This window comes from Methanomethylovorans sp., from assembly GCF_041305605.1.
In the GTDB taxonomy this organism is placed as follows: domain Archaea; phylum Halobacteriota; class Methanosarcinia; order Methanosarcinales; family Methanosarcinaceae; genus Methanomethylovorans.
The window spans coordinates 16,747-33,556 of sequence record NZ_JBFYLB010000176.1 but is presented as its reverse complement, the minus strand read 5'-3'; the positions used below and the strand labels follow the sequence as shown (position 1 = coordinate 33,556).

Here is a 16,810-nt window from a genome sequence, read left to right as displayed (position 1 = left end):
TAACACATATCTTTGATTCCTTGGGCGCACATACGATCACTGCCAGTATTACGGCTTCCGGGGAGGACAGTCACCCTATCAATAATATCTTCTATAAGACTGTGTATGTCGTCCCAAAACCGAAGATACAGCTCATTACCGATGAAACAAGTTCACCCATGGCCAATGTGCTGCTCAACCTGTATGATACTTCACTTAATACGCAGCTAACTGATCTGGAAAATAAAAAGGCTGTAGTTCTGGACAACAGGAATATCAATTCTCTATCCGGATCAGACGTGCAGGCTCTAAAAGATTATGTAAGCTCTGGCAATGGCCTGTACGTGGTAGGCGGCGATAGTTCCTACGACTTTGGAAATTATCTTAATTCATCTCTTGAAGGCATATTACCTGTATATTCAAAGGCCAGTGAATGGAAAGGTGGCAGGAATGTGGTAATAGTGCTTGATATTTCTTCAAGTACTATTAATCAATCATCAACTGCAACTGAAAGTTCTGTTGGAGTACAAGGGAATCCGGTAGGCGACGAGATCAAAGCAAATGCCATATCAATATTAAGAAATGAAGGTCTTCGGAGTGCAAATGTAGGTGTTATTGCTTTCGGTACAGAAGGTACTGATGTTTCTAATGGTTTGGTATATTTTGGTGTACCCTCAAACATAGAAAGACTTGAGTCTCAAATTTTAACATTGACTCCTAGTTTAACTAGTCAGACATCATTAGACAGTGGTTTGTCTATTGCTGATGAATGGTTAAAAAGCGGCACTGGAGAATTAGATGTCATTATCGTCTCTGATGGAGGTATCGCTGATTATTACACTCAAAGTATAGAAGCAAGTAAAAAATTAGCTGAGCAAAATGTAAAACTGTATTTTGTCCACATATTGAGTACTGCAACTATGTATAGGGATCCAAATACACGGTTAATATATGGAGAGAGCTTGATGAAGGCAGTAAATGGCACTTATTTCCAGATTCAAAAGGGAGAAAGGGTCAACCTTGTCTTCGATGAGCTTCAACAGTCGGATACCAATGAATCCATCGATTTTGCTGTTTTTCCACTAGTAAAATACAATCCTACTCATTTCGTCACAAAGAATGTTAATCTATCAGGTAACATCACGGGCTATAATGATGTAACACCAAAACCTGGCGCAGACAGGCTGATCCTTACTTCCACCGGTAAACCTGTGCTTACTGTGTGGAGATATGGACTGGGGCGTGTGGCCTCCCTTAGTACAGATAATGGAAAGGGCAATGATAACATGTGGAGTACCCAGATGTACTCCGGTAATAACTCAAAACTCACTTCATCCACTATGAACTGGCTCATCGGTGATCCGCAGGTGGAGGAAGGAGCCGTGCTGGAGGCAGATGATACATGGTTCGGGACTTCCGCACAGCTTAAGCTTACTATGTATGACGAAGGTATACCCACCATCGAACTTGATGGGAAAGATATCGACCTTTCACTTACAGGCAAGAACACTTATGAAGCAACAACAGACGTTGGCCAGGTGGGAGTGCATTACATTTCCGGCTATCCGATAGCAGTTAACTATGCTCTGGAATACAGGGATGTGGGTGTTAACCCGAAACTTGCAGAGATGATCAAGGCCAATGGCGGAAATACATATACCAAGAGTGAAGCACAGGCTTTGCTTCTCAAGGATGCCAGGGAAAATTCCCAGAAACCTATCAAGGAAACAGTAAGCCAGAAGATTTACTTCATCCTGGCAGCTCTCATAATATTCCTGCTGGAGGTCATAATCCGCCGCCTCAGAGAGATCAAGGAGATGAAAGAGCAGGAGAAGAAGATGCAGGAAGTCGCAGAAGCATAGCGTCCATAGGTCTTGCGAATAATTGTCCTGCATAATATGGCTAATAATTATCCTTTTCAGCCGCATGATATTGATAATGGTCTTTCTCTGCAGAGACGCCATTCCATACGTTTATATAGAAGCCTTTTAAATGGAATATATAGGGCTGTATGTTGCATCTGAAATTTTGTGGGAGTTTACGCAACATAGAAGTCTGAGATATTTGTGAATATAGTATAAGGGGTTGGTTAGCAGGGTTTGTAAATGGGATTCTCTTTCAGATACTCCATTTAGATTATAATACAGATCACTGTGGCCGATCAATAAGGGGAATACTATGGCTAAAGAACTGTATAAATTACCGGCTTTGAAATATGGTTATGCGGACCTTGAACCGTATATTTCAGAGGAACAGCTGCGTATACACCATGATAAACATCATCAGGCTTACGTCAGTAATGTCAATTCACTGTTGCAGATGATGGAAAAGGCCAGAAAGGAAGGCACGGATTTTGACTACAAAGCAACTGCGAAAGCTGTGGCCTTTAATCTGGGTGGTCATGTGCTGCATGATTATTTCTGGTGGGAGATGACCCCTGCAGGAAATGCTACAAAAGAGCCCATAGGTGAACTGGCTGAAGTGATCAGGGAAGACTTCGGGAACTTCGAGCGTTTCAAAAAGGAGTTCACTCAGACAGCATCAACCGTGGAAGGATCAGGCTGGGCTGCACTCACCTTCTGCAAAGATACAAAAAGGCTGGGGATCATGCAGATAGAAAAGCATAATGTAAATGTGTTCCCGGATTATCCGATCCTCATGGCTATAGACGTGTGGGAGCATGCTTACTATCTGGATTACAAGAATGAAAGGGGTAAATTCATAGATGCTTTCTGGAACATCGTCAACTGGGAGGAGATCGATAGATACTTTAAGAAGATCCAGCACCTCTAGGAATAAGTTCAATTCCTATGTTCAATCGTGGGAATTTCTTAGCACTTTATCAACAAAGCGAAAGGGATGTGGTATGTGAATGAAGAAGTCTGTTCTGATGGTAATATTGATAGTTGTTGCTTTGCTGGTAAGCGGTTGTTCTGAGAAGGAACTCAATGCGTCTGCTGAAAAGCCTACTGTGGTAATAGGATCCAAACTCTTCCAGGAATCCTATATACTTGCCCACATTGCAGCCCTTATGCTGGAAGATGCGGGATATGAGACCGATGTGGTCGAAGGACTGGGAGGAACTTTCGTCAACTATGAAGCGTTGAAGAAGGACGAGATAAACACCTACGTGGAATACACGGGAACCGCCTACAGCCAGATCCTTAAGAAACCACCGCTTGAAGTGTGGGATCCTGAAGTTGTATACACTGAAACTGAAAAGGGATTGAAGGAGACCGATAAGATAATAGTGGTCAGTACTCTTGGGTTCGAGGATGCCTATGCCATTGCGGTAAAAGAGGACTGGGCAGAGGCAAATAATGTCACGAAGATCAGCGACCTCAATAAACATGCCTCCCAGATGACGATAGGTACAGATCCGGAGTTCGCTACCCGTGAGGATGGACTGCCTCGCATAAAGGATGTATATGGCATCGAGTTCAAGGATTACAAACAGGCAGTTGCCACTGTAATGTATGAGGCGATCAAAATAGATGATGTGGATGCTATATCCGCATACACCACGGATACCAGGAACGAGGTCTTCAACCTGAGGGTGCTTCAGGATGATCAGAATTCTTTGCCTCCTTACGATGCAATGTACATCATGACAGAAGAGTTCGCTACAAACAATCCTGATGCTGTGGCCGCTTTAAAGAAACTGGATGGCAGGATAGACACTGATACCATGAGGAGCCTGAACTACAAGTTCGATGTGGAGAAGATGGAACCACGGGATATCGCAAGAGAGTTCCTCATTAAGGAAGGGCTTATTGAAGCATAAGTCTCTATAAGTCTCATCCATTACTTTTTTACAAAACAATACCCGGGAACAAACAATGCCAACCCAGAGATTGTTTGAAAGGATAGAGTCCATTGAACTGCAGCAGGTAAGCAAGAAATATGGTTCCCGTTATGCTGTGGAATCCCTGGACCTTACCATAGAGGGGGGAGAACTGCTTATCCTCATAGGACCAAGCGGTTCCGGAAAGACCACAACGCTTCAGATGATCAACCGGATGATAGAACCAGATGCGGGTAACATCCTGATAAATGGACAGAATGTCACTCAGTTAGACCCGGTAAGCCTCAGGAGGAACATAGGTTATGTGATTCAGAACATTGGTCTTTTCCCTCACATGACGATCGGGGAGAACGTGGGCCTGGTGCCCAAACTTGAGGGCTGGAACGAGATAAGAACAACTGAAAGAGTACGCCATCTGCTGGATTTTGTATCTCTGCCTCCTGACAGGTTTATCAGGAGATATCCCCGGCAACTAAGCGGAGGCCAGCAGCAGCGAGTGGGTCTGGCCAGGGCTCTTGCCATGGATCCGCCGCTTCTTCTGATGGATGAACCTTTCGGAGCTCTGGACCCTATTTTGAGAAAGCAGTTACAGAAAGAGTTCCTGGAGATCAAGAAGGAGATCGGCAGGACTATAGTATTCATCACTCATGACATAGAAGAGGCTTTCAGACTTGGGGACAGGATAGCCATCATGGACAATGCCCGGCTTGTACAGGTGGGTGTCCCCGAAGAACTCATTTTTGAACCCGTGAACGATCTGGTTGCCAATATAGTGGACACGGACCGGAAGTTCAAGCACATGGACACACTAAACGTGAAAGATCTGATGACTCCTCTTGACGAAAAGTATGTACTGGATGGGGATATGGATGCCTGCAATGCAGTTGAGATCATGAAAGACAGGGAAACTGAGGTCGGTATTGTCTTTGAGAATGGTGTACCTGTAGGCAAAGTGGAAATGGTCAACCTGTTAAAATGCGAGGAGAGCCATCCTTTTCTGAGAGATATAGCAAAACCCATGAAGGTTTTTGCTCCACGGGATTCAGTTGCAACAGCACTATCTGAGATGAAGAAGAGTGGGGAATACATGGCGATGGTCATGAACGGGGATACAGTAGGTGGGATGCTTGTATCTGATGAGGTGCTTTTAAAGTTAATTTAAATTAAATAAGTGGGAGAAAGATGACAGGGATATTCCGGGAAATTGTGATGCTATGGGACAAGCATCTTTTGACCATACGTACTATTGAACACTTGCAGATGTTCAGCACAGCCCTGACCATATCGGTTATAATAGGCGTGAGTGTGGGGATATTCATATACACCAGACCAAGGACCGTCTCCCCGGTACTTAACTTTCTCAATATACTGGAAACCATACCGGACCTGGCACTGCTGGTAATTCTTTTGCCTTTGCTGCGGCTTGGAACAGGACCAACTATAGCTGCTTCTGTGATCTATTCAATATTGCCTATAGCGAGGAACACCTACACAGGCCTTAAAGGAGTGGATGGGCAATACATATATGTGGCAGAGGCTATTGGTCTGTCACCACGGGACATACTTCTTAAAGTGAGGATACCCATGTCTCTGCCTCTCATAGCCGGGGGGATCAGAATAGCTCTGGTGTTCACCATGGGTGTTGTCACATTGGGAGGACTTGTGGCGGCCGGAGGACTTGGAACAGTACTCCAGAACGGCATCCAGCTCTATGAGAAGGATGCTATACTGCTGGCAGGCTTGTGGACAGGGATACTGGCTGTTATACTGGACCTCGGGGCAGGCAGGATCGAAAAGAAATTGTACGAGAGGTATGGTACATGGCAGCCACAGCGGTGATACTGGATGCAACATGGGAACATATCGTGCTGGTCTACACTACATTGTTTGTAAGTATCCTGGTAGCTGTACCCCTTGCATTTGCTTCTCTCTATAACCGGCGACTGGCCTCCATTGTAATGAACTTTGCCAACCTTGTGCAGGCAGTGCCCAGTTTTGCAGTGATTGCCATAGTAGTGCCTTTCTTAGGGATTGGTTTTGTCCCGGCACTGATAGCCATAATGCTGAGGGCTCTTTTGCCTATAATTAAGAACACATACATTGGTCTTACAAATGTGGACCCTGCACTGATAGACTATGCTAATGGCATAGGTCTCAGCGAATGGCAGATACTGCGCTACATAAGGCTTCCAAATGCCTATCCTGCCATGTTTGCGGGTATAAAATTTGCGGCCATCCTGGCAAACAGTATAGCTGTGCTTACGGCGTTCATAGGGAGTGGTGGATTGGGAGAGATCATCTTTCAGGGATTGATCGGCTACAACACTGGAAAGCTACTCTCCGGAGCTATCCCTGCAATTGTTTTAGCTCTGTTGATAGATCTTTCCTTTACCTTGCTGGAGAAAAAACTGACACCCGGATATATGAGACAATGATCAAGAAGGTGAAAGAGCAGGACCAGAAGATGTAGAAAGTCGCATAAGTATGACCTTTTTGTTTCCTTTCATTTGCTATATATTTTTTACTTAAACAGTTAATTTAAATAAAATTATCACGTACATTTCTATCAATGTGACAATATCCATCGGTAAGGTGGACGGGGGGAATAGGGATTTCAGAGAGGATCACATCGGTAAAGGAACTTGATTTCACAGCGCTGGAAAAAGTTTTCCCATCTCCTGCGGACTGGAGGGACGTTTTCATCTATTTTTTGCTTGTTGACCGTTTTGATGACAACAAAGAGAAAACGCCTATGTACCGGAAGTCCGTAAAAAAGGACAGGTTGCCGGAAAATGGCAAAAGGTTCCAGGGCGGTAATCTCAAAGGTATCCGCAGAAGACTTGATTATATTGCAGACATGGGTGTCAATGCTATCTGGTTAAGTCCGGTGTTCAAGAACCGGGTGGAATTGGATGACACTTATCACGGCTATGGCATACAGGATTTTCTGGAACTGGATCCGAGGTTCGGTACGAGAGAAGAGCTCAGAGAACTTGTGAAAGATGCACATTCCAGGGGGATGTATGTTATCCTTGACATAATCATCAATCACACAGGGAATAACTGGGCTTATCCGGATGACCAGGAATACCAGTTCTGGCCTGAGGCTCCGGGACCTTTTGATTTCGGGTTCTGGAGACGGACGGACCCTGATGAAAAGGTGCAGGAAGATGATGCAGTCTGGCCTGTGGAACTGCAGCATCCGGACTACTATCGCAGAAGAGGCAGGATCCGGGATTTTACTACTGCCAGCCGGGATGAAGCGATCATAGGGGATTTTGCCAGCCTCAAGGAACTGGACATAACTCGACCGCAGGTTCTTGACACACTCATCAAGATCTACAAGTACTGGATAGCAACTACTGATGTGGACGGTTTCAGGATAGATACGGTCAAGCACATGGAGTCCAGTGCAACTGCCATATTCTGTAATGCTGTTCGTGAATATGCCAAGAGTATTGGAAAACACAATTTCTTCATCTTTGGAGAAGTGGTGGGGGACGATAGCACTATCCACCAGTACCTGGGCCGCAACAGTCGTATACCGGGCACGAACGAACGTTTTCCGTCTCTGGATGCTGCACTGGATTTTCCTCTTTATTTCATTCTGGAAGAGGTTATCAAAGGTTTTCTCAGTCCGGAACTGCTCAGGCGCAGGTATGATGACTTTAAAAGCATGTATTCAGATCATGGGGAAGCGGGCAGGTATTTCGTGACCTTTGTGGATAACCATGACCAGATGACAAGGCCATACCGCAGGTTCCTGCATCAGGATCCTTTCCATGAACAGGTTATCCTTGCCATTGGCTATCTGCTCACAAGCCAGGGGATACCGTGCATATACTACGGCACTGAACAGGAATTCGATGGCGGGGGTGGCCACGACAGTTATGTAAGGGAGACTATGTTCGGAAATCTGTGGGGAGCTTTTGAGACTACAGGCCACCATTTCTTCAATCGTGGCAATAAGGTTTATAAATATATCTCTGAGGTGGCAAAGATAAGGCAACAGGAACCGGCACTCAGATATGGAAGACAATATTTCCGGGAAACATCTTATGATGGAGTTTTTTTTGCATATCCCGATACAGGGAAATGCATAATGGCATTTTCCAGGATACTGGATGATACTGAGCTACTTGTAGCGCTTAACCTTGACACAGAGCCACGTACAGAGTTCGTGACGGTCGATGTGAACATAACCTCTGCGGGTGGAAGGATGGCCGACCTGTTGTCGTCCAGGGCTGTGGTCAATGTGCAGAATATGGGAGAACGCAATGCTGTGCAGCTGAAAATGCAGGGGCATAGTCTTAGTATATTCAAATTTGTTCCATAAGGGAATTGCCTAATTATTTTTTTCTCTTCTTTACAGTACTTCCATTATTAGTCGGTATCTTGCAGTACTTGCCACAGTTTATATTGTACTGCGGTACTATTACAGTACTGTAAGTGTATTGAGGTATCATTATGGTAGATTTTGCATGTAAGGAGTTCCAGATCGAAGCTGTCATAAAGTGTGGTCTCAACCTGACAAAAGCAGAGCTTCTGGTACTGAAACATCTGTTGAAACATAGTAGCAGATGGTTCACCACCGAGCAAATAGCTGCAGATCTGTCTCTTGACATATCCACAGTGCAGAGAAGTGCCAAAAAACTCACTGAGAAAAAGGTGCTGCAAAAGTCCCAGAATAATCTTGAAGGTGGTGGCTATTTCTTTGTATACAGGATCAGGAATAAGAGGGAGATAAGGGAACTCATCATGGAAATCATCCATAGCTGGGTTGATCGTGTGGAAAAAGAACTGATCGTATGGGAAGAGGAACAGAATATTATGGCTGTATCCTAAAAACTGAATATTGTGTTGGTGAAAAAATGCTTAAAATTACTCCATATCTTGGAATACTTGTACTTATAGTATCTGTTGCAGGCTTGTGGTATCCGATTCTTGGGTACTTCATGCTGCTGGTATTTGCCACTTTGCTGCTGATCAGTCCCTTCAGAGGGAGGTGGTTCTGTGGTAATCTGTGTCCCCGGGGTAGTTTCAGTGATTTCTGGGTAGGCAAGATCACCCAGAATAAGAAGATACCTCCGGTACTTAGAAGTTTCTGGGTCAGGATACCCATATTTCTATTTATGATGGGGTTCATGGGATACAGGCTGTTACAGACGCATGGTTTGGTCAATCAGATCGGCATGGTCTTTGTGATAATGTGTCTGACCACAACAACGATTGCCATATTGCTGGGTTTTTCCATAAATCCCAGAACATGGTGCACTTTCTGTCCCATGGGTACACTGCAGCATATTTTGGGAAAGGATAAATATCAGGTCCATCTTGATGAAGAGAAGTGTATCAACTGCAAAAAATGTGATAAAGTATGCCCGATGCAGCTGGATGTGCGTAAAAGCCTGTCAAAAAGGGATTGCATAAAATGTGGCAGGTGCATTGAAGCATGCCCGAAGGATGCGCTTGCATTTGAGAATTGAGGACCGGCTCTTTCTTTACCTCTTACTTTTTTTATATTTGAAATTACCCCAAACGCTAAACATTTAAAGCTTGAACTCCATGCAGTTAATTAAGCAAGGAGAATTGAATGAAACATTCGTTCATTTATGTTCTATTAATTTTTTTCATGCTTGCGTGCACACAACCTGCATGTGCTTTTACAGCTGTAAGCGATGAGGAGCCTGACATTATCATAGATGGCATTATTGAGGATGACCTCTATGTTGCCGGTGGCAATGTGATAATAGAAGGCACTGTCAAGGGTGATGTAGTTGCTGCCGGTGGTAATGTGATCGTCAAAGGAAACATTACGCAGGACCTTATTGCTGCGGCTGGTGAAGTCACTATTGATGGTATTGTAGGTGATGATGTAAGAGCTTTTGGAGGAACCATCTCCATAAAGGGTAATGTAGGTGATGACGTTATTGTTGCCGGTGGAGATGTATATTTGCCAAATACGGCTTCCATAGGCGGGGATCTTGTGTTGGGTGTCGACCAGTGCACTCTTTCAGGTGATGTGGCCGGTAATGTCACAGGCGGGATGGAAACTTTCACTGTTTATGGCAACATAGGAAAAAATGTAGATATATCAGTAGGAAAATTATATGTGGATCCGGCAGCAAATGTGGGCGGCAAATTAAAATATCGCAGTTCTTCTGAATCTGATATTCCAGAAAATATAAATGCCAGCAATGTGACTTTCCTCTATCAGGAAAAAGAGGGAGACGAAGGATTTTCTCTATTCTGGTGGATTATAAAATATCTTTCGATTGTGCTTGTGGGTCTTGTTTCGCTTGCTATCTGGCCGAATAGGACAGTACGTGTGGCTGAAGGCATTCCCAAAGAACCCATAAAGAATCTGCTAATTGGTCTTGTATTTGTGCTTGCAGCTTTTGTGGTTGCATTCGCCCTCTTTATTAGTCTTATAGGCATACCCCTTAGCATGGCCTTGCTTTTTATAGTGTTTTTCAATCTGTATGCTGCACGCTTTTTTGCCGGTATGTGGATCGGGAATGTTATATTCAGGAAACTTGAGAAGCAGTCACGTCCCTGGATGGACCTGGTCCTTGGAGTATTTATATTGTTGTTGCTTACCAGTATTCCTATTGTAGGTAGCCTGTTTTATGTTGCATTTACACTAATGGCTATTGGAAACATCTACCATGAACAAAGGCATCACTACACAGACCTCAAAAAACTCAATGTGCTTTAAGTTACCTGACTTTTTTATATTTACAAAAGATCACTATGAGACGAATTTGTACAACGGTTAATATTGAAGCATCGTCACAAGATGTCTGGGAAATCCTCGCGGATCTCAATGAATACCAGACTTGGAATCCTTTTATAGTAAGGGTTTTTGGGAAACCGCAACCCGGAGAAAAGCTTGATGTGCGTCTGAAAGTTGCTTCCTTAAGTTTTGATCTAAAGCCTATGGTGCTTATTGCAGAGATCAACAGGGAAATACGCTGGAGAGGTTATTTCTTGGTTAAGGGGTTGTTTGACGGCGAGCATTTGTTCAGGATAGAGGAGATGGAAGATGGAAGTGTACATTTCATAAACTGTGAGAAGTTCACTGGTGTGCTGGTTCCATTGTTCATGTATCTGATTAAAAAAGATACAGAAAATGGTTTCAATGCTATGAATGAACAACTGAAAAAAATGGCAGAAAAGAGAAAAGCAAACAGGGAGTCTTGACCCCCTTTGCTTCCATATCTTATATTATCCGACCCTTTTAAACGAAATGTGCCCTGGGCCTGATGACCTTGTTGTCAGCATATTGTTCCATACAATGTGCTATCCATCCGGATATCCTTCCTATGGCAAAGATAGAAGTTGCAAGATATGAGGGGATATCCAGATCCTTGTACAGTACTCCTGAGTAGAAATCTACATTTGGGTATATTGGTTTATGTTTGTTCTCGACCATTTCGTGGTACATTATAGCTTCTATTTCCCGGGCAAGATCAAACCAGTGGCTATCTCCCTTTTCCATGGCCACTTTCATTGCTATATTCCTATATATACGGGCTCGGGGGTCATAGGTTTTATAGACTCTGTGGCCGAATCCCATTATTCTCTGTTTATGTTCCAGGTGTTCCTGCACATATGCTTCGATATTATCTGTCGAATCAATATCATCCAGCATATCCATTACCCCTTTCCTTGCTCCTCCGTGCAGGGGACCTTTGAGGGTACATAGGCCGGATATAATTGCAGAATGCAGGTCAGAGAGAGTGGAAGCTGTTATCCTCAAGGCGAAAGTAGAAGGGTTCAACTCATGCTCTGCGCTGAGAATGAAGTCCTTTTCCATTGCTTCTGCTTCCAGTTCCGTAGGAAGTGATCCTCTTAGCATATAGAGGAAATTTGCTCCATGTGCAAGGGACGGATCTGGGGATATTACTTCCAGACCATTTGCCATCCTGTAGAAAGCGGCAACCATCGTTGGAAACCTGGCGATAAGCTTTATTGTTTTCCTAACATTGGCTTGCTCTGAAATGTCATGTGAATCTTCATCAAAATGCGCACATACGGAAATAGCAGTTCTCAAGGCATCGAGAGAGTCATTCTCAAAATCACAAAACTTTAACATATCCAGAAGATGCGGATGCACGTTTCGCTCCTTACGAAGCTCCATGGAAAATTTATCCAGTTCTTTTACATCGGGCATTTTTCCATATATCAGAAGGTAAGAAACAGCATCGTAAGAAAGGTCTGCAAGCTTTTCTATTTCTATACCTCTGTATTTGAGTATGCCCTGCACACCATCTATAAAAGATATTTGCGTATCCAGAGCTACAACGCCCTCTAAGCCTTTTTTTGCTTGCTTCATTAAAAACCCCATGTTATTAGGAACGTGTTTTTAGGAAAATATGATACATGAGTCTTTTATTCAAACGTATTTAAGTGTTTTTACAGGTTAGCATCTACCTCAATTCATTCTGTCACATCCTTTTATCAGTTTCTTCAATTCTTTTGTGACAACTGCCTTTATTTCCTCGGGCATATCTTTATCATTTTCAAGCCCATGAAGGGCCTTACAAAAATAACTTTTAGCGCGGTTCTTATCCTCTTCCAAAAAGGCGGTGCCCGCAAGCATATATATTTCTGTTGCACACTCACATTTTTTAGCATATTTGCCTACTAATTCTTTAATTGCTCCAAACTCTTTTCTTTCTCCCAGTTCAGCGATATAGGTCTCAAAAAGATCAAAATGCTCGTAACTGTGTTGTAAAAGGAAATTGGTTTTTGCGCTGTCATCCATAGCAAAGAATTCACTTTCAATAAGTACTGCATTGATCTCTTCTTCACTATGTTCCACAGGAATTTCATTTTTCATAAGCAGACCATCTATAGTATTTGTATCCAGGCCCAGTTTTTTCCCAAACTTTTCAATATGCTGCACATATTGTCTTTCTTCAAGTTCAGTGTAGAGATCGAACATATAGCATAATCCCTTCACATACGCCTGCCTGTCTCCCATCCAGGAACGGTTATCGATGCACCACAAGATATAATCGATAACAAGCAATAGTTCATGTTTGCTGATGGGTTTATCATTAAGTACTTCTGCAAGGGCTTCAACTATAGTTGCTCCCAGAGGATCATCAAAACACGAAATGTTGACATCAATATCTTTTTTGATGTGGCGCAGTACCTTAACAACTTCTTTGTCACTTAATTTACGGTTTAACTCAAGATAATAATAAGCGATCGGGTACTCAAAGGCAAACAGATAGGGTGCGTATTCTTTTTCTTTTTTGTGAAGTGATTTTATCTTCTTTATTTCGGATGTGTCTGCTTCAAGCAATTCTTCCAGGGAAAAACCAGTCATATCTTTTTCTTCTTCCAGATCCATCTTTCCGATTTCTTTGTTTTCCGGAATTTCATTAATTACCGGGAATTCGTCTTTAGTTTTATTTTTTATCCTATGGCCCATAAGATTATCTTCTGTACTTGATACTTTATGAACCCTGCTGGTACAGAGCTGATCTGGTCGATGAAAAGATATAATATTAACTTTAGTATAATATTTCTTGATTTTAACTAAAATCGCAATCTATAGTTTCATATAGATCAGATTTTATAGCCTTTTTGGAGCAAAAGCATTATATTTGAAAAAACAATGTATAAACCAGTCAATTATGTTCAAAAAGCCTCCTACGACAAACAGAGTGTCTCTTTTGGATAGATTGATAATAAAATAATAGGAGGTAAAAGATATGGACCGCAGAGGATTCGGATCATCCCAGGGAAACAGAGGCGGCAGCAGCCAGGGTGGTTTCAACAGGGAAAACAGAGAGTTGCACAATGCAACCTGCGCAGACTGTGGTAAGGAAACACAGGTACCTTTCGCACCTGACCCCAACAGACCAGTATACTGCAGGGATTGCCTGCCAGCTCACAGGCCACCAAAGAGATACTGAATATTTCAGTTATCAATATTACTAATATTAAAATTACTAAATACCTACTGTCGGTATTACTTTATTACACCGACAAGCTCTTTTTAGATTTCGTGTTTGTCAGATAAATGATCATTACTCCATTTATGCTTTAGTTTTACTTTTGTCATAAGGAGTAGACAGAGAATTTCAAAGTAGTTAAAAATAATAAGGGAACCTCATTTCCCTTTGATCTTCTCCCTAAGGAACCTATGCAGTATCCCTCCATTACGGAAGTATTCCACTTCAATGGAAGAGTTAAGCCTGACCATGACATTAAAGGATGTTTCAGTTCCATCTGCCTTGTGAGCAACTATTTCCAATTCACCTGCAGGCTGCAACTTTGAGATATCAAGCAGGTCATATATCTCGGTTCCATTCAGGCCAAGGGACCTGGCATTCTCTCCTTCCTTGAATTGTAGAGGCAGCACTCCCATGCCAATAAGGTTACTGCGATGGATACGTTCAAAAGATTCAGCTATCACTGCCTGCACTCCCAGAAGCTGTGTACCCTTAGCAGCCCAGTCGCGGGAACTGCCAGTACCGTACTCCTTACCTGCGATCACTATCAGTGGGACCTTATCTTTCATATACGTCATAGCAGCATCGTAGATGTACATTTCCCGTTTTTCAGGCAGATGGAGGGTCCAGGATCCTATTTTTCCTGGCACAAGCTGGTTTTTAAGCCTCACATTACCAAAGGTACCACGCATCATGACCTCGTGATTTCCTCTGCGGGCTCCATATGAATTGAAATGCTTTTCATCGACATCGCGGTTAAGGAGGTATTCCCCGGCAGGATAGTGTGCAGGTATAGACCCGGCGGGCGATATATGGTCAGTGGTTATACTGTCACCCAGCATTGCCAGCACCCTTGCACCCTTAATATCCTGTTTATCCGCAAGGTGTAGGGGGAAATCCTTGAAAAAAGGCGGCTCCTGAATATAAGTGGATTCCGAATCCCATCTATATTGGGTACCGCTGGGTGCATCCAGTTCTCTCCACAATTGTGTGCCTTCGAATACATTGGAGTATTGGCTTTCAAACATTTCAGGAAGGACGCACCTGGAAACATGATCATTGATCTCTTCCCTTCCGGGCCATATATCTTTCAGGTACACTGGCTGTCCATTAGGATCGCATGCCACGGGCTCTCTGGTGAGGTCAATGTCCACTGTGCCTGCAAGGGCAAATGCGACCACTAGTAGGGGAGAAGCAAGGTAGTTCGCTTTTACCTGGGAATTGATCCTGCCCTCAAAATTTCGGTTTCCGCTAAGTACTGCGGCAACCGTAAGATCCTTGTTCTTTATTGCCTGGGACACTGAATCCTTAAGAGGGCCACTGTTACCGATACATGTGGTACAGCCATATCCTACCTGGTGGAACCCCAGAGCCTCAAGATAAGGTGTCAATCCGGCAGCTTTAAGGTAGTCCGTAACTACCCTGGATCCGGGAGATAAACTCGTCTTTACAAAAGGTTTTACCCGCAACCCTCTTTCCACGGCTTTCTTTGCAAGCAGGCCGGCACCAATGAGTACAGCAGGATTGGATGTATTGGTACATGAAGTGATGGATGCAATGACCACGGAACCGTGAGCAACAGCAATGTTATCGTCAGCACATTTAATCTTAACAAGATCAGAATGGCTCGGATTCTTATCTCTTGCAATGCTGTATCCTCCTTCTTCCAGCCAGCGATTGTAGTCCGGATCTGCTGCAAGTATTTCCCCTCCTCTCTTCTCCCTGAATGCTGTTTCCATTGCCTTGTGGAACACTTGGGGCATTTCGGCAAGCATTATGCGGTCCTGCGGTCTTTTTGGGCCTGCAAGGCATGGTTCCACAGTGCTCATGTCAAGTTCCAGTGTATGTGTGAAGACAGGCTCCGGAGAATCATCAGTTACGAACAGCCCCTGTATCTTCAGGTACTCCCGGACCATATCCACATGCTTCTTGTCCCTGCCTGTCATAAGCATATATTCCATGGTCTTCTCGTCAGCCGGGAAGAAGCCCATCGTAGCGCCATATTCCGGACCCATGTTCGCCAGGGTTGCTCTTATTGTCAGATCAATAGCTCTCATTCCCGGTCCATAGAATTCTACGAACTTGTCGACCACTCCATGTTCCCTTAACATTTGCGTTACAGTGAGAACAAGATCTGTTGCTGTCACTCCATCCTTCAGATCACCATATAGCCTGAAACCCACTACCTCAGGCACAGCCATGTAATAGGGCTGGTTCAACATCACAGCTTCTGCTTCTATACCGCCCACACCCCAACCCAGAACTCCCAGGCCATTGATCATGGTCGTATGTGAGTCCGTACCTACAAGGGAATCGGGATATGCAACTTTTCCTTCTTCCGTTTCCCTGAAATGGACCAGAGGTGCCAGATATTCAAGGTTCACCTGGTGAATGATACCTGTTCCGGGAGGTACTACTCTCAGGTTATCAAAAGCTCTTTGTGCCCAGTGCAGCAGTTCATATCTTTCCTGGTTACGGTGGAATTCGTATTTTTCATTGCAATGCATAGCATAAGAAGTTCCATAGTAATCCACCTGTATCGAATGGTCTATGACCAGATCCACAGGAACTACGGGATTGATATCACCTGGATTTCCACCAAGCCTTTGCATTGCAGATCTGATGGCTGCCAGATCAACGACTGCCGGGACTCCTGTAAAATCCTGCAGTATGACCCTTGAAGGAATGAACGGGATCTCTGATTGTTGTGTATTTTCCGGACTCCATGCAGCAAGTGTACGAACATCTTCCTCAGTTACAACTTCGGTTCCTGCATTTCTCAGGAGGGATTCAAGCAGTATTCTGATCGAGTATGGTAAACGGGATATGGTTCCGATACCCATTTCCTCAAGTTTGCTCAGACGGTAGATCGTCACTTTTTCATCACAAATATCAACGGTCTCTCTTGCACCGAACGGGTTTCCTTTTCCGGTCATATTGTCACCTGTCAGCGTAAAACGTGTAATGATTTTTCAGACCCTTGGCCTGATGATCCTGTTATCATAATATTGTTCATGACAGTTGCTATCCAATCCGATTCATGTCAGCACTGAAC

15 protein-coding genes are annotated in these 16,810 nt (G+C 43.7%); 12 read left to right on the top strand and 3 right to left on the bottom strand.

Annotation, left to right across the window (positions count from 1 at the left end; translation table 11 throughout):
• From ACCM36_RS11380 to ACCM36_RS11330, 11 genes are all read left to right on the top strand, one after another.
• Nucleotides 1-1,841 (top strand): hypothetical protein (locus tag ACCM36_RS11380; protein ID WP_370573884.1); only part of this gene is annotated, 1,841 nt, incomplete at its 5' end.
• A gap of 316 nt (nucleotides 1,842-2,157) precedes the next feature.
• Nucleotides 2,158-2,772, top strand: a complete 615-nt coding sequence (locus ACCM36_RS11375; protein ID WP_370573883.1) for a superoxide dismutase — start codon at nucleotides 2,158-2,160, stop codon at nucleotides 2,770-2,772.
• A gap of 79 nt (nucleotides 2,773-2,851) precedes the next feature.
• Entirely contained in the window at nucleotides 2,852-3,763 is a 912-nt protein-coding gene (locus tag ACCM36_RS11370; protein WP_370573882.1) for a glycine betaine ABC transporter substrate-binding protein, read from the top strand.
• A 55-nt stretch (nucleotides 3,764-3,818) separates the two neighbouring features.
• The gene (locus ACCM36_RS11365) at nucleotides 3,819-4,946 is read left to right on the top strand and encodes an ABC transporter ATP-binding protein (RefSeq protein ID WP_370573881.1); all 1,128 of its coding nucleotides are present in this window, start codon (nucleotides 3,819-3,821) and stop codon (nucleotides 4,944-4,946) included.
• A 20-nt stretch (nucleotides 4,947-4,966) separates the two neighbouring features.
• Nucleotides 4,967-5,623: an ABC transporter permease gene (locus ACCM36_RS11360; RefSeq protein ID WP_370573880.1), complete on the top strand. Its 657-nt coding sequence runs from the start codon at nucleotides 4,967-4,969 to the stop codon at nucleotides 5,621-5,623.
• Complete coding sequence (locus ACCM36_RS11355) at nucleotides 5,605-6,219, top strand: ABC transporter permease (protein ID WP_370573879.1); 615 nt, start codon at nucleotides 5,605-5,607, stop codon at nucleotides 6,217-6,219. The genes ACCM36_RS11360 and ACCM36_RS11355 overlap by 19 nt, the downstream gene beginning before the upstream one ends.
• 317 nt (nucleotides 6,220-6,536) lie before the next feature.
• Nucleotides 6,537-8,120 (top strand): alpha-amylase family glycosyl hydrolase, encoded by a 1,584-nt coding sequence (locus ACCM36_RS11350; protein ID WP_370573878.1) that lies wholly within the window; start codon nucleotides 6,537-6,539, stop codon nucleotides 8,118-8,120.
• Nucleotides 8,121-8,251: 131 nt separating this feature from the next.
• Nucleotides 8,252-8,629 carry a helix-turn-helix domain-containing protein gene (locus ACCM36_RS11345; RefSeq protein ID WP_370573877.1) on the top strand — a complete coding sequence of 126 codons (378 nt, stop codon included), beginning with the start codon at nucleotides 8,252-8,254 and terminating at the stop codon, nucleotides 8,627-8,629.
• Between the two features lie 26 nt (nucleotides 8,630-8,655).
• Nucleotides 8,656-9,270, top strand: coding sequence for a 4Fe-4S binding protein (locus tag ACCM36_RS11340; protein WP_370573876.1), 615 nt, complete (start codon nucleotides 8,656-8,658; stop codon nucleotides 9,268-9,270).
• 107 nt (nucleotides 9,271-9,377) lie between these two features.
• Nucleotides 9,378-10,502: a hypothetical protein gene (locus ACCM36_RS11335; protein ID WP_370573875.1), complete on the top strand. Its 1,125-nt coding sequence runs from the start codon at nucleotides 9,378-9,380 to the stop codon at nucleotides 10,500-10,502.
• Between the two features lie 35 nt (nucleotides 10,503-10,537).
• On the top strand, nucleotides 10,538-10,987 hold the full coding sequence (locus ACCM36_RS11330; protein ID WP_370573874.1) for an SRPBCC family protein: 450 nt from the start codon (nucleotides 10,538-10,540) through the stop codon (nucleotides 10,985-10,987).
• Nucleotides 10,988-11,024: 37 nt separating this feature from the next.
• On the opposite strand, the gene ACCM36_RS11325 is transcribed toward ACCM36_RS11330, so the two are convergent.
• Nucleotides 11,025-12,122: a citrate/2-methylcitrate synthase gene (locus ACCM36_RS11325; RefSeq protein ID WP_370573873.1), complete on the bottom strand. Its 1,098-nt coding sequence runs from the start codon at nucleotides 12,120-12,122 to the stop codon at nucleotides 11,025-11,027.
• A gap of 99 nt (nucleotides 12,123-12,221) precedes the next feature.
• A complete protein-coding gene (locus tag ACCM36_RS11320) occupies nucleotides 12,222-13,229 on the bottom strand; it encodes a hypothetical protein (protein ID WP_370573872.1) in 1,008 nt (335 codons plus the stop codon).
• 283 nt (nucleotides 13,230-13,512) lie between these two features.
• On the opposite strand from ACCM36_RS11320, the gene ACCM36_RS11315 reads away from it, so the two are divergent.
• Nucleotides 13,513-13,716: a CxxC-x17-CxxC domain-containing protein gene (locus ACCM36_RS11315; RefSeq protein ID WP_370573871.1), complete on the top strand. Its 204-nt coding sequence runs from the start codon at nucleotides 13,513-13,515 to the stop codon at nucleotides 13,714-13,716.
• A 197-nt stretch (nucleotides 13,717-13,913) separates the two neighbouring features.
• Here the strand turns inward: ACCM36_RS11315 and acnA are convergent, their stop codons facing one another.
• Complete coding sequence (gene acnA / locus ACCM36_RS11310; RefSeq protein ID WP_370573870.1) at nucleotides 13,914-16,691, bottom strand: aconitate hydratase AcnA; 2,778 nt, start codon at nucleotides 16,689-16,691, stop codon at nucleotides 13,914-13,916.
• Between the last annotated feature and the right edge of the window lie 119 nt (nucleotides 16,692-16,810).

Excerpts from the sequence above, each read along its gene's own strand:
- ACCM36_RS11375 (WP_370573883.1), top strand. The coding sequence starts at position 2,158 with ATGGCTAAAGAACTGTATAAATTACCGGCTTTGAAATATGGTTATGCG.
- ACCM36_RS11370 (WP_370573882.1), top strand. The coding sequence starts at position 2,852 with ATGAAGAAGTCTGTTCTGATGGTAATATTGATAGTTGTTGCTTTGCTG.
- ACCM36_RS11365 (WP_370573881.1), top strand. The coding sequence starts at position 3,819 with ATGCCAACCCAGAGATTGTTTGAAAGGATAGAGTCCATTGAACTGCAG.
- ACCM36_RS11360 (WP_370573880.1), top strand. The coding sequence starts at position 4,967 with ATGACAGGGATATTCCGGGAAATTGTGATGCTATGGGACAAGCATCTT.
- ACCM36_RS11355 (WP_370573879.1), top strand. The coding sequence starts at position 5,605 with ATGGCAGCCACAGCGGTGATACTGGATGCAACATGGGAACATATCGTG.
- ACCM36_RS11350 (WP_370573878.1), top strand. The coding sequence starts at position 6,537 with ATGTACCGGAAGTCCGTAAAAAAGGACAGGTTGCCGGAAAATGGCAAA.
- ACCM36_RS11345 (WP_370573877.1), top strand. The coding sequence starts at position 8,252 with ATGGTAGATTTTGCATGTAAGGAGTTCCAGATCGAAGCTGTCATAAAG.
- ACCM36_RS11340 (WP_370573876.1), top strand. The coding sequence starts at position 8,656 with ATGCTTAAAATTACTCCATATCTTGGAATACTTGTACTTATAGTATCT.
- ACCM36_RS11335 (WP_370573875.1), top strand. The coding sequence starts at position 9,378 with ATGAAACATTCGTTCATTTATGTTCTATTAATTTTTTTCATGCTTGCG.
- ACCM36_RS11330 (WP_370573874.1), top strand. The coding sequence starts at position 10,538 with ATGAGACGAATTTGTACAACGGTTAATATTGAAGCATCGTCACAAGAT.
- ACCM36_RS11325 (WP_370573873.1), bottom strand. The coding sequence starts at position 12,122 with ATGAAGCAAGCAAAAAAAGGCTTAGAGGGCGTTGTAGCTCTGGATACG.
- ACCM36_RS11320 (WP_370573872.1), bottom strand. The coding sequence starts at position 13,229 with ATGGGCCATAGGATAAAAAATAAAACTAAAGACGAATTCCCGGTAATT.
- ACCM36_RS11315 (WP_370573871.1), top strand. The coding sequence starts at position 13,513 with ATGGACCGCAGAGGATTCGGATCATCCCAGGGAAACAGAGGCGGCAGC.
- acnA (WP_370573870.1), bottom strand. The coding sequence starts at position 16,691 with ATGACCGGAAAAGGAAACCCGTTCGGTGCAAGAGAGACCGTTGATATT.